Annotated in this window: 22 protein-coding genes and 1 tRNA gene; 9 read left to right on the plus strand and 14 right to left on the minus strand. The window is 70.5% G+C overall.

Annotated elements, in window-relative coordinates:
• Nucleotides 1–52: 52 nt before the first annotated feature.
• Nucleotides 53–2,650, minus strand: coding sequence for an ATP-dependent Clp protease ATP-binding subunit (locus tag B7K22_RS06525; RefSeq protein WP_084039148.1), 2,598 nt, complete (start codon nucleotides 2,648–2,650; stop codon nucleotides 53–55).
• A 249-nt stretch (nucleotides 2,651–2,899) separates the two neighbouring features.
• Here B7K22_RS06525 and B7K22_RS06530 point away from each other — a divergent pair, with 249 nt between their 5' ends.
• A complete protein-coding gene (locus B7K22_RS06530; RefSeq protein ID WP_144276273.1) occupies nucleotides 2,900–3,508 on the plus strand; it encodes a hypothetical protein in 609 nt (202 codons plus the stop codon).
• Nucleotides 3,505–3,741 (plus strand): helix-turn-helix transcriptional regulator, encoded by a 237-nt coding sequence (locus B7K22_RS06535; protein WP_084039150.1) that lies wholly within the window; start codon nucleotides 3,505–3,507, stop codon nucleotides 3,739–3,741. Before B7K22_RS06530 ends, B7K22_RS06535 begins: the two co-directional genes overlap by 4 nt.
• Before the next feature lie 113 nt (nucleotides 3,742–3,854).
• Here B7K22_RS06535 and dtd read toward each other — a convergent pair whose 3' ends face one another.
• The 9 genes from dtd to B7K22_RS06580 form a co-directional block, all read right to left on the minus strand.
• Nucleotides 3,855–4,280: a D-aminoacyl-tRNA deacylase gene (gene dtd, locus B7K22_RS06540; protein ID WP_084039151.1), complete on the minus strand. Its 426-nt coding sequence runs from the start codon at nucleotides 4,278–4,280 to the stop codon at nucleotides 3,855–3,857.
• A 7-nt stretch (nucleotides 4,281–4,287) separates the two neighbouring features.
• Nucleotides 4,288–4,650: a DUF2516 family protein gene (locus B7K22_RS06545; protein ID WP_159448788.1), complete on the minus strand. Its 363-nt coding sequence runs from the start codon at nucleotides 4,648–4,650 to the stop codon at nucleotides 4,288–4,290.
• A 34-nt stretch (nucleotides 4,651–4,684) separates the two neighbouring features.
• On the minus strand, nucleotides 4,685–5,116 hold the full coding sequence (locus tag B7K22_RS06550) for a type II toxin-antitoxin system VapC family toxin (RefSeq protein WP_084039153.1): 432 nt from the start codon (nucleotides 5,114–5,116) through the stop codon (nucleotides 4,685–4,687).
• A 3-nt stretch (nucleotides 5,117–5,119) separates the two neighbouring features.
• Nucleotides 5,120–5,380 (minus strand): type II toxin-antitoxin system Phd/YefM family antitoxin, encoded by a 261-nt coding sequence (locus tag B7K22_RS06555; RefSeq protein WP_159448789.1) that lies wholly within the window; start codon nucleotides 5,378–5,380, stop codon nucleotides 5,120–5,122.
• A 108-nt stretch (nucleotides 5,381–5,488) separates the two neighbouring features.
• Nucleotides 5,489–6,637 carry a folate-binding protein YgfZ gene (locus B7K22_RS06560; RefSeq protein WP_084039155.1) on the minus strand — a complete coding sequence of 383 codons (1,149 nt, stop codon included), beginning with the start codon at nucleotides 6,635–6,637 and terminating at the stop codon, nucleotides 5,489–5,491.
• A 39-nt stretch (nucleotides 6,638–6,676) separates the two neighbouring features.
• The gene (locus B7K22_RS06565) at nucleotides 6,677–7,213 is read right to left on the minus strand and encodes an FABP family protein (RefSeq protein ID WP_084039156.1); all 537 of its coding nucleotides are present in this window, start codon (nucleotides 7,211–7,213) and stop codon (nucleotides 6,677–6,679) included.
• Nucleotides 7,214–7,358: 145 nt separating this feature from the next.
• Nucleotides 7,359–7,799: a DUF4395 domain-containing protein gene (locus tag B7K22_RS06570; RefSeq protein ID WP_084039157.1), complete on the minus strand. Its 441-nt coding sequence runs from the start codon at nucleotides 7,797–7,799 to the stop codon at nucleotides 7,359–7,361.
• A 26-nt stretch (nucleotides 7,800–7,825) separates the two neighbouring features.
• On the minus strand, nucleotides 7,826–8,260 hold the full coding sequence (locus tag B7K22_RS06575) for a thioredoxin family protein (protein WP_084039158.1): 435 nt from the start codon (nucleotides 8,258–8,260) through the stop codon (nucleotides 7,826–7,828).
• A 50-nt stretch (nucleotides 8,261–8,310) separates the two neighbouring features.
• Nucleotides 8,311–9,045, minus strand: a complete 735-nt coding sequence (locus B7K22_RS06580) for a hypothetical protein (RefSeq protein ID WP_084039159.1) — start codon at nucleotides 9,043–9,045, stop codon at nucleotides 8,311–8,313.
• 56 nt (nucleotides 9,046–9,101) lie between these two features.
• Here B7K22_RS06580 and B7K22_RS06585 point away from each other — a divergent pair, with 56 nt between their 5' ends.
• Both B7K22_RS06585 and nhaA read left to right on the plus strand, forming a co-directional pair.
• Entirely contained in the window at nucleotides 9,102–9,821 is a 720-nt protein-coding gene (locus B7K22_RS06585; protein ID WP_084039160.1) for a response regulator transcription factor, read from the plus strand.
• 36 nt (nucleotides 9,822–9,857) lie between these two features.
• Complete coding sequence (nhaA, locus tag B7K22_RS06590) at nucleotides 9,858–11,216, plus strand: Na+/H+ antiporter NhaA (RefSeq protein ID WP_084039161.1); 1,359 nt, start codon at nucleotides 9,858–9,860, stop codon at nucleotides 11,214–11,216.
• Nucleotides 11,217–11,326: 110 nt separating this feature from the next.
• Here nhaA and nth read toward each other — a convergent pair whose 3' ends face one another.
• Nucleotides 11,327–12,034 carry an endonuclease III gene (nth, locus tag B7K22_RS06595; RefSeq protein ID WP_234983336.1) on the minus strand — a complete coding sequence of 236 codons (708 nt, stop codon included), beginning with the start codon at nucleotides 12,032–12,034 and terminating at the stop codon, nucleotides 11,327–11,329.
• A 102-nt stretch (nucleotides 12,035–12,136) separates the two neighbouring features.
• On the opposite strand from nth, the gene B7K22_RS06600 reads away from it, so the two are divergent.
• Complete coding sequence (locus B7K22_RS06600; RefSeq protein WP_084039162.1) at nucleotides 12,137–12,550, plus strand: hypothetical protein; 414 nt, start codon at nucleotides 12,137–12,139, stop codon at nucleotides 12,548–12,550.
• Nucleotides 12,543–13,235: a Crp/Fnr family transcriptional regulator gene (locus B7K22_RS06605; protein WP_084039163.1), complete on the plus strand. Its 693-nt coding sequence runs from the start codon at nucleotides 12,543–12,545 to the stop codon at nucleotides 13,233–13,235. Before B7K22_RS06600 ends, B7K22_RS06605 begins: the two co-directional genes overlap by 8 nt.
• A 155-nt stretch (nucleotides 13,236–13,390) precedes the next feature.
• On the opposite strand, the gene B7K22_RS06610 is transcribed toward B7K22_RS06605, so the two are convergent.
• The gene (locus B7K22_RS06610; RefSeq protein ID WP_200807370.1) at nucleotides 13,391–13,864 is read right to left on the minus strand and encodes a RidA family protein; all 474 of its coding nucleotides are present in this window, start codon (nucleotides 13,862–13,864) and stop codon (nucleotides 13,391–13,393) included.
• Nucleotides 13,861–14,013 (minus strand): DUF4177 domain-containing protein, encoded by a 153-nt coding sequence (locus B7K22_RS12215; RefSeq protein ID WP_200807371.1) that lies wholly within the window; start codon nucleotides 14,011–14,013, stop codon nucleotides 13,861–13,863. The genes B7K22_RS06610 and B7K22_RS12215 overlap by 4 nt, the downstream gene beginning before the upstream one ends.
• Before the next feature lie 75 nt (nucleotides 14,014–14,088).
• On the opposite strand from B7K22_RS12215, the gene B7K22_RS06615 reads away from it, so the two are divergent.
• From B7K22_RS06615 to B7K22_RS06625, 3 genes are all read left to right on the plus strand, one after another.
• On the plus strand, nucleotides 14,089–16,809 hold the full coding sequence (locus B7K22_RS06615; protein ID WP_084039165.1) for a transglycosylase domain-containing protein: 2,721 nt from the start codon (nucleotides 14,089–14,091) through the stop codon (nucleotides 16,807–16,809).
• 9 nt (nucleotides 16,810–16,818) lie between these two features.
• The gene (locus tag B7K22_RS06620; protein WP_084039166.1) at nucleotides 16,819–17,763 is read left to right on the plus strand and encodes a metallophosphoesterase; all 945 of its coding nucleotides are present in this window, start codon (nucleotides 16,819–16,821) and stop codon (nucleotides 17,761–17,763) included.
• 43 nt (nucleotides 17,764–17,806) lie between these two features.
• Nucleotides 17,807–17,883, plus strand: a tRNA-Pro gene (locus B7K22_RS06625).
• 173 nt (nucleotides 17,884–18,056) lie between these two features.
• On the opposite strand, the gene xylB is transcribed toward B7K22_RS06625, so the two are convergent.
• The gene (gene xylB / locus B7K22_RS06630) at nucleotides 18,057–19,481 is read right to left on the minus strand and encodes a xylulokinase (protein ID WP_084039167.1); all 1,425 of its coding nucleotides are present in this window, start codon (nucleotides 19,479–19,481) and stop codon (nucleotides 18,057–18,059) included.
• Nucleotides 19,482–19,549 lie beyond the last annotated feature (68 nt).

Below are 19,549 nucleotides of genomic sequence, written 5' to 3' on the forward strand. Positions count from 1 at the left end.
GCCCGGCCACCGCGTGCGGTGACCGGACCCTCGCGTCCAGAGGGGCTGAGCGCTACTCGTTCGCGGCGGACTGGCCGTCGGGGCCGGCGCCGGACGAGCCCTCGGCGCGCGGCACGTCAGCGCCCTCGGCCTCGGAGCGGCCGCCGACGCGGACCTCGGGCTCGTCGGTGATGGGCTCGCCCACCACGTCGTCGCGATCGATGCCCTCGAAGGTGAACTCGCCCAGGATGCCCTCGCCCTGAGCGTCCACGCGGACGATCTGGCCTGAGGTGACCTCGCCGAAGAGGATCTTCTCCGACAGCGGGTCCTCGATCTCACGCTGGAGCGCGCGACGCAGCGGTCGCGCTCCGAGCACGGGGTCGTATCCCTTCTCCGCGAGGAGCTTCTTGGCCGCCTCGGTGAGCTCGATGCCCATGTCCTTGTCCTGCATGCGCTCGTCGAGGCGCGCGACCATGAGATCGACGATCTCGATGATCTCCTCCTGCGTGAGCTGGGGGAACACCACGACGTTGTCGACACGGTTGAGGAACTCGGGCTTGAAGTGCTCCTTGAGCTTGCCGTTGACGAGCTTGACCATGTCCTCGTACGAGTGGCCGGTCTCGGTCACCATCGAGAAACCGGTGGCCTGGCGCTTGGAGATCGCGTCCGCGCCCAGGTTCGTGGTCATGATGATGATCGTGTTCTTGAAGTTGACCTCACGGCCCTGGGCATCGGTCAGCTTGCCGTCCTCCAGGATCTGGAGAAGCGAGTTGAAGATGTCCGGGTGGGCCTTCTCGACCTCGTCGAACAGCACCACGGAGAACGGCTTGCGACGCACCTTCTCGGTGAGCTGGCCGCCCTCCTCGAAGCCCACGTAGCCGGGGGGCGCTCCGAACAGTCGCGCGACCGTGTGCTTCTCGCCGTACTCGGACATGTCGAGCGAGATCAGCGAGTCCTCATCGCCGAACAGGAACTCCGCGAGCGCCTTGGCGAGCTCGGTCTTTCCCACGCCGGTGGGCCCGGCGAAGATGAACGAGCCGCCGGGACGCTTCGGGTCCTTGAGGCCGGCACGGGTGCGGCGCATGGACTGCGCGAGCACCTTGATGGCCTGCTCCTGGCCGATGACCCGCTTGTGCAGCTCGGACTCCATCTGCAGCAGGCGGCTGGACTCGTCGGAGGACACGCGGGTGACCGGCACGCCGGTCGACATCGCGAGCACCTCCGCGATCAGGTCCTCGTCCACGACCGCGGCCACGTCGAGGTCGCCCGACTTCCAGGCCTCCTCCTTCGACGCGCGCTCCTCGGACAGGCGACGCTCGACGTCGCGCAGCGAGGCGGCCTTCTCGAAGTCCTGCTCGTCGATCGCCGACTCCTTGTCGCGGCGGACGTTGGCGATCTTGTCGTCCAGGTCGCGCAGCTCGGGAGGCGAGGTCATCCGGCGGATGCGCAGGCGCGCTCCCGCCTCGTCGATGAGGTCGATCGCCTTGTCCGGCAGGAAGCGGTCGGAGATGTAGCGGTCGGCCATCTGCGCGGCGGCCACGATGGCGTCGTCTGTGATGGTGACGCGGTGGAACGCCTCGTAGCGATCGCGCAGTCCCTTGAGGATCTCGATCGCGTGGCTCAGCTCCGGCTCCGGCACCTGGATGGGCTGGAAGCGGCGCTCGAGCGCGGGGTCCTTCTCGACGTGCTTGCGGTACTCATCCAGCGTGGTCGCGCCGATGGTCTGCAGCTCGCCGCGCGCCAGCATGGGCTTGAGGATCGACGCGGCGTCGATGGCGCCCTCGGCGGCACCCGCACCCACGAGGGTGTGGATCTCGTCGATGAACAGGATGATGTCGCCGCGGGTGCGGATCTCCTTGAGGACCTTCTTGAGGCGCTCCTCGAAGTCTCCGCGGTAGCGCGATCCGGCCACGAGCGAGCCCAGGTCCAGCGTGTAGAGGTGCTTGTCCTTGAGCGTCTCGGGCACGTCGCCGCGCACGATCGCCTGGGCGAGGCCCTCGACCACGGCGGTCTTGCCCACGCCGGGCTCGCCGATCAGCACGGGGTTGTTCTTGGTGCGGCGCGACAGGACCTGCATCACGCGCTCCATGATCATCTCGCGCCCCACGACGGGGTCGAGCTTGCCCTCTCGTGCGGCCTGCGTGTAGTTGCGGCCGAACTGGTCGAGCACCGTCGATCCGGCCGGCGTGCCCTCCTGGGGTCCGCCGCCGCCCGCGGTCGCGGGCTCCTTGCCCTCGTAGCCGCTCAGCAGCTGGATGACCTGCTGGCGCACGCCGCCCAGGTCCGCGCCCAGCTTGCCGAGCACCTGCGCCGCCACGCCCTCGCCCTCGCGGATGAGGCCCAGCAGGATGTGCTCCGTGCCGATGTAGTTGTGGCCCAGCTGCAGCGCCTCGCGCAGCGACAGCTCGAGCACCTTCTTCGCGCGGGGAGTGAAGGGGATGTGGCCGGACGGAGCGTGCGATCCCTCGCCGATGATCTCCTGGACCTGCTCGCGCACGCCGTTCAGGGAGATGTCCATGGCCTCCAGGGCCTTCGCGGCGACTCCCTCGCCCTCGCGGACAAGGCCGAGCAGGATGTGCTCCGTCCCGATGTAGTTGTGGTTGAGCATGCGCGCCTCTTCCTGCGCGAGCACCACCACACGTCGGGCTCGATCGGTGAACCGTTCGAACATTGCATCCTCCTGTTTCTCGTCCGGCCGGGGCCGGGGTCGCCGCAGTCACCTGTGGCATTGGATCCAGGCTAACTACGGGAGGGCGGTGCTCATGCCCATGTTCGCCAGGGGCGTGACAGGTGTGACATTGCCGTGACACGGCGCCGATGCGCGGGCTGGGCCGAGCGCCGCCGTCACCGCGCGGTTGCCATATCGACAGTCGTTGCGTATCGTTTCTCGATAACAACGAAAAACGATATGGAGGATGCCATGGGAGACACCCCACAGCTCGACCGTTCCGATCGGATCGGCATGTACCTGTCCATCGGCATGGCGTGCACAGGCGCGGTCGTGGCGATCACCTCGGCGGTCGAGCGGCTCCGGGAGGTCGCCGCCGACGGGCCCGTTCCCGTGACCGTTCCGCTGAACGGCGAGTCGGCCGCGCTGCCTCTCGGACCAGACGGCTCCCCGGTCGATGCCGTCGTCGAGACCGCCACGGTGGAGGTCGGCGACCCTGCCGCCGCGACGCTCTTCGCTCTCTACGCCCAGCCTGTCTGGCAGGCCCTCGTGGTCATCGCGGGCCTGGCAGCCGCAGTCCTGTTCTTCGCACGCCTTGCAAGCGGGCGCGCCTTCACGCGAGGCGCCGCGCGGCTCGCGTACGTCGCGGCCGCGATCGTCGGCGTCGGATGGCTCGGCTCGTCGATCCTCACGAACATGACCACCAACGGCGCGATGGCAGCGATCAGCGACCACACGTATGGATCGACGACCTTCGAGATCAGCCTGGTTCCCGTGCTCGCCATCCTGCTCATCGGGGCGGTCGGCGCGGCGCTGCAGATCGGCGAGCGCCTTCAGCGCGACACCGAGGGCCTCGTATGAGCCCCGCGGGCACCCCCGATGAGGGCGCTGGCATCCACTGTCGCCTCGACGAGCTGCTCGAGGCGCGCGACATGACCCTCACGGCCCTGAGCGAGGCCGTCGGGGTGTCGGTGGTGAACCTGAGCGTGCTCAAGAACGACCGCGCCAAGGCGATCCGCTACTCGACGCTGGCGGCGATCTGCGAGGCGCTCGACTGCGAGGTGGGCGATCTGCTCGTGCGGGCCGAACGCTGATGAGGGCGTGATCGCGAGAGCCTCCATCAGAAAGGCGCCGGCGGAGCGGCCCGAGGGCGAGTTCGCGCAGACGTCCCTCGTGAGCGTACGCGCGCTGCGTCCGACGGCCGCCCCTACGCCTCCACGAGGATCGTCATGGGCCCGTCGTTCACGAGCGACACGTCCATCATCGCCCCGAACACGCCGGTTCCCACCGTCAGCCCGCGTGCCCGCAACGCTTCGACCACCGCGTCCACCAGGGGCTCGGCCACGGGCCCCGGCGCCGCGCCGTTCCACGACGGGCGCCGGCCCTTGCGCACGTCCGCGTACAGCGTGAACTGCGACACCACGATGACGGGAGCATCGACGTCCGCCGCCGACCTCTCGTCGTCGAGGATCCGCAGCTCGGCGATCTTCCGAGCGATCGTCTCGACCTGGGCGGCGCCGTCGTCGTGGGTGGCTCCCACGAGGGCCACGATCCCCTGGCGGTCGAACGCGGCCGTCACCCGGCCGTCGACCGTCACCGAGGCGCGCGATGCGCGCTGAAGCACCGCCCGCATCGGCGCCCTACCAGCCGCCGTTCGCGCGATTGCCCCGCCCGCCCGAGCCGTAGTTGCTGCCGCGCACCTTGGGTCGCACCTCGACGAAGTAGTAGATGACGACGGCGATGGCGGCGATGCCCAGGAGGCCGATCGCGCCGCCTCCCATGAACCCGAACAGGTTGGGGCCGAAGGGCAGCGGAGGCATCGACACGAAGGCGATGACCGCCGCGACACCCATGATGATGAGCCACACCGTCTTGGTCTGCTTGCCGGCGTTCGTGAACGCCGAGTCCGGGTACTTGAACGCATCCACGAGCCCCCACACCGCGCCGACGAGCGCGGCGGCGGAGATCAGCCAGATGATGAGGGCTTGCAGGAAACCGAACACGAACGAGGTCCTTTGGGAGAGCGGGCGGTGCGGGCTAGGCCAGTCTAGGCGGCACCACTGTGAGTCCCTCGGCGCGGCCGGCGTCAGCGAGCCGGCGGTCCCAGGCCGCGAACAGGGGGCGCGCACTTCCGAGAAGCAGCGCGCTCGCGAGGTGGATCGCGTCGCCGGCCCGCAGCGGCCTGCGGTCCGCGAGGTCTCCGGCGTGCTGAGCGAGCTCCGGCGTCACCTCGACCAAGGCGAGCGACGGCGCGAGCTCCTTCCAGCGGTCCCGCGCCTGCGCCGCGGGGGCGGCGTCGATGCGGCCGATGCGCTCCGCGGCGGCCAGCACCGACCGCACCTCGGCGTCTGCGATGCGGGAGGTGACCAGCGCATCGGCGTGCTTCCACAGCCCGACGGCGAGGGGCGTGCCGGTCTCGAGCACGCACAGTTTCACGAGCGCCGAGGTGTCGAGATAGACGACGGCCACTGGCTACCTCCGCATGCGGCCGAGCAGGCTCGACAGCGCATCCTTGGCGGCCTCGGCCTGCGGTAGCCGGGGTACGGCGCGGGACTCGGCGGGCGGGGTGATGAGCCCCTCGGCCTCGAGCCGCGCAAGCAGCTCGGCGGACTCGACCCCCGTGATGCGCGCGACCGGGACGCCGCGCTCGGTGATGATGACGGACTCGCCGTCCTTGGCGGCGTCGAGCGCCTTCGACAGGCCCTTCCGCAGCTCCGCGACTGAGATCTCCACGCCTGCCACCGTACTCCTGCGGGCCGGACGGCGGTCGGTGGCGCGCCTGCGTGACCGCGACGCGTCACTGCACAGCGCCGATGCGCTGGCTGGCTGGGGCGCTGCCGCTCAGTCCGGGAGGTCGCCGCCGTCGGCGGCGCAGCCCTTGCCCATCAGCAGGCCCTTCATGGTGGGGCCGGGCTTGGGCGGGCGATCCGCCGAGAATCCGTCGGCGTTCACGATGAGCTCCTGGCTTGCCGCGAGCGGGCCGCCGTCGGAGGGGACGGTGAGCACGGTCGACGGGTCGACCGAGCGCTTCAGCACGGCGAGGGCGATGGGCCCGAGCTCGTGGTGACGCGCGACGGACGTCACCCGTCCCACCTGCTGGGCGTCGTCGCCGTCGCCCTTCATGACGGGCGCGCCCGGCTCGGGCAGCGCGTGCCCGGAGCCGTCGAGATGCAGCATGGTGAGCCGGCGCGGGGGTCGACCAACGTTGTGGACCTTCGCGACGGTCTCCTGGCCGCGGTAGCAGCCCTTGTGCAGATGCACGGCCGTCCGCAGCCAGTCGAGCTCGTGCGGGAGGGAGTGGTCGTCGACCTCGCGACTCGCGCGGGGACGGTGTGCCTCGATGCGCGCGGCCTCCGTCGCCCACGTCCCCACGAGCGTCCAGCCCGCGTCGACGCGAGCGTCGATCGCGGCCTCGAGCTCGACGCGGGGGACGAGCACCAGCCGCCATGCTCGCTCGGCGCCGGGGTGCGGCTCCTCGGGCGAGGCCGCGTAGGTGGTGCCCCCGGCCACGATGCCGGGCCACGGGTCGACCCAGGTCACGGGCTCGCCTGGCGCGGCGGGTGCGCCGACGGCCTCGCCCACGGCGGCCCAGGTCTCGGTGGCATCGGCGACCTCGACGCGCAGCATGAAGCGCATGCGGTCGAGGAACAACGCGAGCGCGGGGGCCGACTCGGAGATCAGCCACGCGGTCTCGCCGTCGTCGACGATGCCGGCCACGTGCTCGATGCGACCCTGCGGCGACAGGACCATCAGCTCGCTCGACTCGCCTGGAGCCAGCGTCGCGACCTGCTGAGTGGTCAGCGAGTCGAGCCACGACAGCCGGTCGGGGCCCGTCACGGTCACGATGCCGAGGTGGGACTGGTCCGACACGGCACGGCCGGCCGCGAGCGCGCGCTGCTCCGCCGTGGGATCGCCGTAATGCCACGCGACGCCGGAGTCGGCGCCGGTGTCATCGACGGCGCCTGGTCGGGTCAGCAGGGGGGAGGTCATGGCGGGGGAACGTCTCAGAGCCGAGGAGGATTCCGCGGGTCAGGCGTCCTCGACGCGGGACAGCTCGGCACTCATGTAGGACTGCAGCTCCTCGCCGAAAGCGGCGAGGTCCCAGGCCCACATGAGCTGGCCGCTGACGTTGCCGTACATGCGCGTCGCGCCGCGCACGCTCGGACCGGACTCGGTCGCCGCGGCGAAGCGCGTCGCAAGGTCGATGCGGCCGTTGCCGACGGCGCCCATGTAGCAGCTCAGCAGCCCAGAGGCGTCGGACAGCACCACCTCGACCGGGTGCTGGAAGTCCTGCAGCTCGACGCCGTCTGGCGTCTCGGGGGCCACGCGCCAGAAGCCCGACTCGACGGCCCACACCTGGCCGGACTCACCGTCTGGTCCCATGAGCGACGTGCTGGCCGAGTAGCTGAGATACGGGCCGCCGTCGTGGTCGAACACCACCTCTTGGAGGATCTGCGCTCGCGGGACGCCGGGGTAGGCGACCTCGCCGTGGCCAGACCAGCGGCCCACGAGCCAGGCGAGCGGGTAGACCTCGGGAGCGAGGCCTTCAGGCAGCGTGAACGTCACCGGCGCGGGCTCTTCAGCAGTCGCCACAGGACCACGCCGGCGACCCACGTGGTCGCGGCGAAGGCCGCCACGATGAGGCCGATGAAGAAGAGCTCGAGTCCGGTCATGATGTCTCGATCCTAACCCGGGTGGTCGTGCTCGACTCTCAGGCGGCGCGCGTCGTGGCGCGCTTGACGAGCAGGTAGATCTCGCAGCCCAGGCAGAAGCCGAAGACGGCGTTGAGGAAGGAGGCGACGGTCACGAGGCCGCCGAACACCCAGAAGCCCCAGTCGACACCGAGCAGGCCCAGCACGAGAGCGGCAGCGGACATCGCCAGACCCATCTGCTGCGCGAAGCGCGGCGGACGGAAGGACTCCGTCTCGGTGGGCGCGCCGATGCGCGGGCGGATGAGGGCCCTGAACACGGCCGACTGGAGCGACGCCTGCGGGCCGATGATCGCGCTCGGCAGGAACAGGGCGACGAGGATGGCCATCACGACGAGTCCCGCTGTCGAGGGCCCCAGCACGAGCGCGATGACCGCGACCGCGAGGGTCACCGCGGCGCCGAAACGGTATCCGCGCGGATCGATCTGCACATCTTCAGCCATGGGGGGTCCCTCCTCGGGGGTCGATTCTAGATGGAGTAGCCGTCCGAGTGGGAGGACGCCTTCGCGAGGGCGTCCTCGGCCTGGGCCGCGGTGGGGGCGCCATCCATGCGCGCCACGATCGCGCCGTCGCTGTCTAGCACCACGGTGGTCGGAGTGCGCAGGATGTTGAGCTCGCGCGCGAGATCCAGGCGCTCGGAGGCGTCGATCTCGATGTGCGTCACGTGGAGGTGCTCGTCCGCGACGGACCGCAGCAGCCGTGCGGTGCCGGGGCATTTCGAGCACATCGGCGTCGAGAACTGCACGAACGTGGCATGGGCCCCGCGGGGTGCGCCCAGCTGCTCAGGGGTCAGGCGCGGGGCCGCGTCGACCGAGCGGACGCGGCCCTGGCGGCGGTGCCACCACCAGTAGGCGGCCGTCGCCACCGCGAGGAGGGCGACGATCGCGATGACTCGCTCGAGCATCGGCCCTCCTCAGATGGATGAAACGTCGGGCAACGCCGATCGCACGGCGCTCACCCGACCAGCAGGCGGCCGCCCAGATAGACCAGCGCTCCGGCGACCAGAACGGGCGTCACGGCGGATGCTATTCCCGCCCACACCGAATGGGGACGAGGCTCGCGCCGGTACAGCTCCGCGACGAGCACGACCGCCACGCCGGCGGCGACCCCGACGAGGATCCCGCCGTACCAGGTGATCGATTCGAACACGTAGCCGGTCGCGCCCCCTGATGCCGCGGCGAGCACGAGGGCGCCCACCGTGTTGACGGTGGCGTTGCGGGTGACGACGGACGCGACGGCGGCGAGCGCGAGAGCGGCGGCGCCGGTGACGATGAGGTCCTCGTCGCCGGGAGTGCGGCTTGAGGCGACCCACGCGGCGCCGGCGGCCGCGATGGCCCCGCCAGCCGCCGTGGCGGCGACCGCGGTGACGGCGCGGCCCTGCGGGCTGGGAAGGAACACCTCGGCGACGAGGGCGGCCACCACGATCGCGGCCACGGCCACCACCATGTAGCGGAGGTAGGGCTCCTGCCGACCGAGCACGACGGCGCCGAGCGCCAGCACCGACCCGCTCGCGACGATCGCCGTCGAGACCCAGCGTCGCGAGACCCGCGCGAGCACGGGCCACCCGACCGCGAACGCCGCCATGATCACGAGCGCCGAGAGTGCCAGATACCTGGTGCCCAGGAACCCTCCGACGGCGATCACGGCCGCTGCCACAGCCGTGATCGTGGCCCGGGTGGTGGGATTCATGGGGGTTAGTGTCTCACCTGTGTCGCCGCTACAGTTAAGGCCGAACGGAGGTGGCGATGGCTGACCTGTTGGTGCTCACACCATCGCGCGACGGGGCGCCCGACGTCCTGCCCGCCCTCGGCCTGCTGTCGCACCGCACCAGGGTCCTCCCACCCGAGCCCTCCGCCATGCTGGACGCCCTCGACGCTGACGTCGTCATCGTCGACGGCCGTCACGACCTCGCCGAGGCCCGCAACAACTGCAAGCTGGTTCACGTCACCGGCGTCTCCGTGCCGCTGCTGCTGGTGCTGCGGGACGGCGGGATGTCGATCGTGAACGCCGACTGGGGCGCGGACGACGTGGTGCTCGCCGACGCCGCGCCCGCGGAGGTCGAGGCGCGCATCCGGCTGATGATCGGCCGCGCCAATGCCGAGGATCCGCTCGAGAAGGCCGCCGAGTTCTCGTCCGGCGACCTCACCGTCGACGTCGGCGGCTACACCGCACGGCTCAAGGGCGTCCCGCTGGACCTGACCTACAAGGAGTTCGAGCTCCTCAAGTACCTGATGCAGCACCCTGGGCGCGTCTACACGCGCGACCAGCTGCTCCAGGAGGTTTGGGGCTTCGACTACTACGGCGGCACCCGCACGGTCGACGTCCACGTGCGGCGCCTGCGCGCCAAGCTCGGCGCCGAGCACGAGCACCTCATCGGCACCGTGCGCAACGTGGGTTACCGGTTCGATCCCCCTCAGCCCAAGCAGCCCGCCGCCGAGCGCGGCGACAAGGAGACGGCTCGGTAGGCTGGGAGCATCACCCTTCCCCCACTCGGAGACTCGATGGCCACCTCCAGCAACTCACGCCTGTTCTCTCGCCTCACGCCGTCCACCGAGCGCACCCTCGCGGACGTGCTGCGCGCGGAGCGCACGGGCGGCATCCTGCTGCTCGCGGCCACCATCGCCGCGCTGATCTGGGCCAACTCCGCGATCTCCGAGTCCTACGAGACCATCAAGGCGTTCGAGTTCGGGCCAGAGTCGCTCCACCTGCACCTGTCGGTCGAGGACTGGGCCAAGGACGGCCTCCTCGCGATCTTCTTCTTCGTCATCGGTCTCGAGCTCAAGCGCGAGATCGTCGCGGGCGAGCTGCGCAAGCCGGCGACCGCGATCGTCCCGATCGTCGCCGCAGTGGGCGGCATGGCGGTGCCGGCCGGCATCTACGTCGCGGTCAACGTGCTGCAGGAGGGCGGCTCCACCGACGGCTGGGCGATCCCGACGGCGACCGACATCGCGTTCGCGATCGCGGTGCTCGCCGTGGTCGGCAAGTGGCTGCCGAATGCGCTGCGCGCCTTCCTGCTCACGCTCGCGGTGGTGGACGACCTGCTCGCCATCATCATCATCGCCGCCTTCTTCTCCGAGGACCTGCACTTCGAGTGGCTTGCGGCCTCGGCCGCCGTGATCGTCGTCTTCGGCCTGCTCGCTCGCAAGGGCATCACGAGGTGGTGGATCCTGATCCCGCTGGGCGTGGTGGCCTGGGCCTTCATGCATGCTTCGGGCGTTCACGCCACCATCGCGGGCGTCGCGCTCGGCATGGTGGTCCCGGCCGTGGTGCGCAACGGCGAGCGCTCGTCGCTCGCGGAGCATTGGGAGCACCTGTGGCGCCCGGTCTCGGCCGGCGTGGCCGTCCCGATCTTCGCGCTGTTCGCCGCTGGCGTCGCCATCAGCGCGGCGAGCATCTCGGCCGCGGCGAGCGACCCGATCGCGCAGGGCATCTTCCTCGGCCTGCTGGTGGGCAAGCCGCTGGGTATCCTGGTCTTCACCCTCATCGCGGCGAAGCTGCTGCGCCAGGGACTCGACAGGGGCCTGTCGTGGTGGGACATCGGCTCCGTGGGCTTTGTCGCCGGAATCGGCTTCACCGTCTCGCTGCTCATCGGCGACCTCGCGTTCGAGGGCAACGAGGACGTGGTCCAAGAGGTCAAGATGTCCGTGCTGTTCGCGTCGATCACGGCTGCGATCATCGGCGCTCTCCTGCTCACATGGCGCGACCGTCACTACCGGCGCATCTACGAGCGGCGCTCGACCCCGACGGAGGAGGCCCGGCTCGTCGCTCAGCGCTACGGGGCGCTCGGCGAGCGAGACGACGTTGACGTCGATGAGCTGCCGTCGCCGGACTCCGACGACCCGAACCCCGACAAGCACTAGCCAGACACCGCACGCCCGTAGATGCGCGAATGGGGCCCAACTCGCGCATCTAGCGGCTTGGATGAGCGAGATGCGACCACCGGGGCTGGTTCGCAGCGCCGATGCGCTCGTCAGGCGGCGGGGGGTCTCACCTTGGCGCCCGGCGCGGACGGGCACAGCGCCGCGATCTCGCACGCGCCGCACTCGGGCCTGCGGGCCTTGCAGCGTCGGCGACCGTGGAAGATCACCCGGTGGGACCACAGGGTCCACTCCCGCTGCTCGATCAACGCCATGAGATCGCGCTCGACCGCGACGGGATCCTCGTTGACGGTGAGTCCCAGGCGTCGCGCGAGACGGCCCATGTGGGTGTCGACGGTGATGCCGGGAACGCCGAACGCGTTGCCGAGCACAACGTTCGCGGTCTTGCGCCCCACCCCGCGCAGGGTGGTGAGATCACCGAGCCTCCCCGGCACCTTGCCCTGGTAGCGCTCGACGATGTCGCGCGACAGGCCCAGGAGCGACTCGGCCTTCGCGCGATAGAAGCCGGTGGGCTTGATCAGAATCTCGAGCGCGTCCCGATCCGCGCCGGCCATCGCGTGAGGATCGGGAAACGCAGCGAACAGGCCGGGTGTCACCTGGTTCACGCGGACGTCAGTGCACTGCGCGCTCAGGACCGTGGCGACGAGGAGCTGGAAGGGCGTCTCGTAGTCGAGCTCGCAGTGCGCATCCGGGTAGACCTCGGCCAGCGCTCGGTTGATCGTCCGTGCGCGGCGCGTGAGCGCCACCGGAGGCGCATCCATGCCTTCTCCCGCCACGGTCAGCGGGGTGCGGGAGGCCATGCGACCAGGGTAGGCGAGGACCCTCAAGGCTCGCGCCACCGCCGCCGATACACAGGGAGTCGGAGACATGGCCGCCGACATCCGTCGATCCAGGAGGTGACAGTGCCCTCATCGGACGTGTCAGCTCAGGTCACCGAGTTGCGACACCGGCGCCGCGAGATCCGTCGAGAGCTCGCGCGGGTGCGCTGGTGGCGACGCCTGGTGCAGGCGCGCAAGGACCTCGCCGTCGCCCACCTGGCGGACGTGGCCGAGCTCGAGCGGCTCGGCATGGACGATGCGTGGGAGGCGCTGGCCGCCGACGCCCCCACCACGGCCGAGCTGTCGGCAGCGGTGTGGCCTGCGGCGGAGACATCGACACCCACGAGCGTGGAGAGTCTCGCGAATCTCGATGCGCGGCTAAAGTCGTACGAAGACCGTGTAAGCGACAATCTGGAGATGGTGACGAGGCAGATGGTGAGCGCACTGGGCCAGCAGCGCCGCGTGTCCACGTCTCCCCCGGGAGGCACCGATGGGTGAGTCCCCCCGCGAGGAGCAGCTTCTCCGCTCCTCCCCGCTGTTCGCGGGCATGGATGGCAACTCGGCGCGATCGCTGATCGCCACCATGACACGGCTCGAGCTGGCCAAGGGCGATGTGCTGTTCAACGAGGGCGAGGAGGGCCACGCGCTCTACGTGATCGTCAAGGGCAAGGTCAAGATGGCGCGCACCGCGCGCGATGGCCGCGAGAACCTGCTGGGGCTGCTGGGCGTGGGCGACATGCTCGGAGAGCTGTCCGTGTTCGACCCCGGCCCGCGCCTCTCGCGGGCGCACGCCGTCGAGGAGTCGATCATCTACGAGCTGCCCAAGGACGTGCTCGACTCGTGGCTCGACGACCACCTGGAGATGTCTCGTCACCTGCTGCGCGCGCTCGCGCAGCGGATCAGGCGCATCTCGAACACGATGGCCGACCTCGTGTTCTCGGACGTGCCCGGCCGCGTCGCCAAGGCGATCCTCGACCTCGGCCATCGCTTTGGCCGCATGGAGCGCGGCCACGTGACCGTGCGGCACGGACTGACGCAGGAGGAGCTGGCCCAGCTGGTCGGAGCCTCCCGCGAGACGGTCAACAAGGCGCTCGCCGACTTCGCGTCGCGCGGCTGGATCGACGTGCACATCGGCGCCGTCGAGGTCTATGAGCCCGAGCGCCTGCGAGCTCGCTCGCGCTGATACTCACGCGTGCGTGCGGAAGCCAGCACGCGCATCGGCCCCTCGCAGGAGGACGAGTTGGGCCCCATTGGTGCGCCCAACGCGCTAGGTGCGCGAGTTGGGCCCAACTCGCTCGTCTCAGGCGATAGGTGAGCGAGAACGCACCGCCAGGGCGGTCAGACCGGGCGGAGCTCCGTGATGAGCTCGATCTCGACGGGCGCGCCCAGCGGCAGCGAGGCGACCCCGACGGCGGAGCGGGCGTGGCGCCCCGGCTCGCCGAACACGTCCGCGAGGATGCCGCTCGCACCGTTGAGGACGGCGGGCTGGCCCGTGAAGCCGGGCGCGGAGGCGATGTAGCCCGTCATCCGCACGATCCCCTGCACCGAGTCGATGCCGCCCGCGGCGGCGGCGACGGCTGCGAGCGCGTTGAGCACTGCGGCCCGCGCGCACTCGACGGCGCGCTCGGGTCCGACGTCCCCCGCGCGCGAGCCCACCAGGCCCGTCGCGAGCAGCTCGCCGTCGACCAGAGGAAGCTGACCGGAGGTGTAGATCAGGTCGCCGTGGCGGCGAGCGGGCGTGTAGGTGCCGACCGGCGTCGCGACCTCGGGGAGCGTGAGCCCGAGGTCGGCGAGGCGGGCCGATGCGCTCACGACTTTGCGCGCTTCATGTAGGCGACGAGCCCGCCCGTGGGGCCGGTTACCACCTGCACGAGCTCCCAGCCGTCCTCGCCCCACTGGTCCAGGATCTGCTTGGTGACGTGGTCGATGAGAGGTACAGTCGCATATTCCCACTGAGTCATGTGACGAGAGTATCGCGCGCCCGCTGGAACCCTCCACGGCCATGGGGCGTTGAGCATGGGACGTAAGGTTGGTATATGGGCTTCTTCACTTCTCGCCGCGCGCGCCGTGATGGCCACGTGACGGTGGTGCAGCTGCTGACGGCGCTGCTCATGTTCGTGGCGTTCGCAGTCATCGGCGGCTTCCTGCTCGCCGGCATCGCGCTTCCCGCGGTGACCGTCGCGGGCTCCGCAGTCAACGGCTCGGTCGAGATCTTCGAGGAGCTCCCGGACGAGCTGGACTCGGTCCAGCTGCCCCAGCAGTCCAACATCTACGCGCGCGACGGCAAGACCCTGCTCGCGACCTTCTACGACCAGAACCGCGTGATCGTGCCCCTCGAGGAGATCTCGCCCTGGATGCAGAAGGCCGTGATCGCGATCGAGGACAAGCGCTTCTGGATCCACAACGGCGTCGACGGCGAGGGCCTGCTGCGAGCGCTGGCGACCAACCTCCGCGAGGACGGCATCGAGCAGGGCGCGTCGACCCTGACGCAGCAGCTGATCAAGAACACCCTCCTGCAGGACGCGCTCGAGATCGAGGACGACCGGGAGCAGGCCGAGGCGCTGGCCGAGGCGACGGAGACGTCGATCCCCCGCAAGGTACGCGAGTGGCGCCTCGCGCTCGCCTTCGAGGAGAGCCGCAACGCTCGCTACGACGGCGCGGCCTGCGACGGCGCGGACCCCGCGGTCAACTGCGGCAAGGAGGACATCCTCGAGCAGTACCTGAACATCGCCCAGTTCGGCACCAACCGCCTGTACGGCGTGGAGGCCGCGGCGCAGTACTACTTCTCGAAGCCCGCCGCGGAGCTGTCCGCCATCGAGGCCGCGACCATCGCGGGCATCACCCAGAACCCCTCGCGTCACGACCCCACTCGCGTGTTCCAGACGGACGACGGCCCCGTCGACAACTATGAGGCGGCCGAGACCCGTCGTGACGCCGTGCTGGGCGTGATGATGGAGCAGGGCATGATCACGCAGGAGGAGTTCGAGACCTTCGAGGCGGTCCCGGTCGAGGACACGCTGAACGTGTCCGCGCCGCGGTTCTCGTGCTCGGCGTCCGACATCGCTCCCTTCTTCTGCGACTACGTCACCAAGATCATCGCGCAGCACGAGGTGTTCAACACCGAGGACCAGAGCGGCAACGACCTGCTCCTCACGGGTGGGCTCGACATCGTCACCACGCTCGACGTGAGGAAGCAGAAGATCGCCAACCAGGAGTTGCGCGAGACCGTCCCCGTGGACGACCCGTCCGGCTTCGCGACCGCGATGGTGTCGCTCGATCCGACGACGGGCGAGATCCTGTCCATGGCGCAGAACCGCGAGTTCGACCCTGCGGCCGAGGCCGAGGGTTCGACGTCCATCAACTACGCCGTCGACCGCGAGTGGGGCGGCTCGCGCGGCTTCAGCCCCGGCTCGACGTTCAAGCCGGTCATCCTGGCGGCGTGGCTCGAGTCGGGACGCTCGCTTCGCCAGATCGTCCAGGGCTCGATCCAGGAGTACGAGGACGGCGACTGGGCCGAGTCCTGCAACGGCGAGGTGCGGTTCTACGGCAAGCCGTGGAAGCCCGGCAACGTGGGCGGCGTGGGCGCCCGCAGCCAGTCCGTGCTGCAGGCCACCGCCAACTCGGTCAACACGGCATACGTGGCGATGGCGAGCCAGCTGGATCTGTGCGACATCGGCGACATGGCCGAGTCGCTGTACTTCGAGCGCGCCGACAACGCCCCGTTCGAGCTCGTCCCGGCCTCCGTGCTGGGGCCGCAGAACTCGTCGCCGCTGGGCATGGCCGAGGTCTATCAGACCTTCGCGAACGAGGGCGTGCACTGCGAGCCCCTCGCGATCCTGTCCATCACCAAGCCCGACGGCACCGAGGTCGACGTCCCCCAGCAGGACTGCCGCCAGGCGATCTCTCCCGAGCTCGCCGCGGGCGTGACCTACGCGCTCCAGGGCACCATGACCGAGGGCTCGGGACGTGACTTCCAGCTCGAGGGGCGCGTGTCCGCAGGCAAGACCGGCACCTCCCAGCAGAACATGCACACCTGGTTCGCCGGCTACACGCCGCAGCTGGTGTCCGTGTTCTGGCTCGGCCACCCCGACGTCGACACGCCCCAGCAGAACATGACCATCGGCGACCATTGGGACGACTACTTCTACGGTTCGACCCTCATGGGTCCCACGTGGGGACGGTTCATGGAGCGCGCCCTCGAGGGAGTCGAGGAGGTGGACTTCCCGTCCGTCTCCGAGGAGATGCTGAACGGTGTGCCCGTGACGGTCCCGGACGTGACCGGACGCTCCGAGAGCACGGCGCGCTACCTCGCCGCGGAGGCCGGCTTCTCGCTGAGGGTCTCGGACCAGCGAGTCTTCTCGAACTCGATCGAACCCGGCGCGGTCGCCCAGCAGAGCCCGGGCCCCTACAGCCGGATGACGCCTGGCTCGAGCATCACGGTGTACCTCGCGACGGATCAGATGCCCGACTGGTGGTACAACTGGCCGGCCGGCTGGGACCGCAACAAGGCTCCCGACGGCTACTGGGGAGACACGTGGCCCCCGGCGCAGTTCGAGTCGAACCCGCCCAACGGCTGGGTCCAGCAGTGCGAGAACGGTGACAACTGGAACGAGGACACCAACCAGCCCTGCCCGGGCTTTGACCAGGACGGCAACCCCATCGGCCAGGACGGCGATGGCAACGCAGGCGGCGGTGGCAACGGGAATGGCAACGGCGGCGGGCCGGGCGGCGACGGCCGCGGCCGCGACGACGACTGACGCCGACGCGTGAGAGCACTGAGTCGCGTCGCGGGAGCGACGGTCCTGGCGGGCGCCGGGCTGCTCGCGTGGAGCCTCGTCGAGGCGCGGTCATACGTGGTGCGGCAGGTCGCACTCCCGATGCTGCCCGCGGGCTCCAAGCCCGTGCGGATCCTCCACCTCTCCGACCTGCACCTCACCCCGTCGCAGCGCGGCAAGATCGCCTGGGTGCGGTCGCTCGCGAGGTTCCGCCCCGACCTGGTGGTGGACACGGGCGACAACCTCGCTCACCCTGACGCCGTGCCGACGGTCCTGGAGGCGCTCGAGCCGCTGCTCGACGTGCCTGGCGTGTTCGTGCACGGCTCCAACGATTACTACGGTCCCACGGCCAAGAACCCGCTCAACTACCTGCGCGCTCCTACGACGCTGCACCGCAGGGCCGCCGATCTCGACCATGAGGCGCTGACGGCGGGCCTCAGGGCGCGAGGCTGGCTCGACCTGAATAACGGGCGCGGGGCTCTGGACATCGCGGGCCACGCCGTGTCCTTCGTGGGGCTGGCCGACCCCCATCTGGGGCGCGACGCGCTGCCGGCCGGCGACGGCGCGCGAGGAGGAATTCGCATGGGCGTGGTCCACGCCCCCTATGCGCGTGCCCTCGAGCAGCTGCGCGGGGACGGTGCGCAGGTGATCCTCGCCGGCCACACGCACGGCGGGCAGGTGTGCGTGCCCGGGTACGGCGCGCTCGTCACCAACTGCGACCTCGACACGCGCCGGGCCAAGGGTCTGCACGGGTGGCCCGGCGCTCGGCCGGATGCCCCTGGAGGCGGCGAGAGCGTGTGGCTGCACGTGTCCGCAGGCGTGGGAACGTCGCCGTACACGCCTATCCGCGTCGCCTGCCGGCCGGAGGCGACGGTGCTGACGCTTCTGCCCGTGGAGCGGCCGAACGGGGATTCCACGGCGGCCGGAGCCAGTTAGGTTTCCACCCGTGTCGTCCGGTATCCTGACACGGCTGTTTTCACGGGGTGTGGCGCAGCTTGGTAGCGCGCGTCGTTCGGGACGACGAGGTCGCAGGTTCAAATCCTGTCACCCCGACCAGTGCGATGCATCGGGACATCGTCGACAGAGGCCCTCCCCTCGGGGAGGGCCTCTCGTCGTCTCGTGGGGTGGTGGTCGAGGTCGTGCTCGGCGATGATCTCGCTCGAGGCGTGCCTCACGTCGGACAGCGCGGCCCAGAAAGCCGGCTACCGCCGCTCGAAGCTCGAGTCAGGTCACGCTCGAGGGGCGACCGCGCGGTACTGCTCCCTGATCACCGGTCGGTGGTCAGGGGCGGGAGTCGCGACGGTCTCGACGGGCCACTCGGGTCGCGATCCCGTGAGCGCCCACGCCGCCTGCGCTGCGGCGCCGAGCGCGACGTACTCGGACGGCTCCGGGATCTCGACCGGAACGTCGAACACTTGCGCGGCGATCGCCTGCACGGCGGGGTTCTGGGCGGCGCCGCCGACGAACAGCAGTCGCTGCGGCTCGAGGCCCTGGGCCCGCACCGCGTCCAGGCCATCCGCGAGGGCGCACAGCATGCCCTCGATCGCCGCGCGCGCAAGGTTCTCGCGCGTGGTGGAGGCGAGCGTGAGGCCGCTGAGCGACGCCGTGGCGTCGGGCAGGTTCGGGGTGCGCTCGCCCTCGAAGTACGGCACCAGGACGACGCCGCCCGCCCCGGGCTCCGCGTCGAGCGCGAGGGCGCCGAGCTCGTCATGAGTGACGCCCAGCACGCGCGTGAAGGCGTCGAGCACGCGGGCGGCGTTGAGGGTCGCGACGAGGGGGAGGAACGCGCCTGAGGCATCGGCGAAGCCAGCCACGGCGCCGCTGACGTCGCGCGCGGGCGTCTCGGTCACGGCGAACACCGTCCCGGACGTGCCGATCGACACGACGGCATCGCCTGCCGCCGCGCCCAGCCCCAGCGCAGCACCGGCGTTGTCGCCGGCGCCGGGCCCGATGACCACGGCCGATGCGCCCGCGTCGTAGCCGACTGCGCCGGTCCCGGCGCTGTCGCCGGGCCCCAGCACACGGGGCAGCACGGCATCGTGGCCGAGGGCGGCCACGAGCAGCTCGCGGTCGTACTCGCCGGAGGCGGGCGACCAGTAGCCGGTGCCGGAGGCGTCGGAGCGGTCCGTCGCGAGCTCGTCGAGCACCGGTCCGAGCGGCGACTCGTCGGCGGGACCGTAGCCGCGCAGCCGCCACGTGAGCCAGTCGTGAGGGAGCGCGACGGCAGCGACGCGCTCCGCGTTGTCTGGCTCGTTGTCGCGCAGCCAGCGCAGCTTCGTGGACGTGAAGGAGGCGACGGGGACCAGGCCCGTGCGCTCGGCCAGCGCATCGGCGCCGAACTCCTCGATCAGCGCCGTCGCCGCATCCGCCGAGCGGGTGTCGTTCCACAGCAGCGCGTCGCGGATCACCCGGCCGTCGGCATCGAGCGCGACCATGCCGTGCTGCTGGCCACCCACGGACACGGCGGCGACGTCGCTCAGCCCGCCCGCCTCGTCGAGGGCCGACCGCAGAGCGGTCCACCAAGCGTCCGGAGGCACGGACGTCCCGTCCGGGTGGGATGCGCGGCCCGTGCGGACCACGGACCCGGAGTCCAGGTCGCGAACGACCACCTTGCAGCTCTGAGTGGAGGAGTCAATGCCAGCGACGAGCGTCATCGCGCGTGCCTTTCGGTCGGGAGGGAGCAGGGGGTGAGATGCGCCGATGCGCGGGCGAGGTCGCGTAC

The sequence above is a fragment of the Demequina sp. NBRC 110053 genome, from assembly GCF_002090095.1.
Classification (GTDB): Bacteria; Actinomycetota; Actinomycetes; order Actinomycetales; family Demequinaceae; genus Demequina.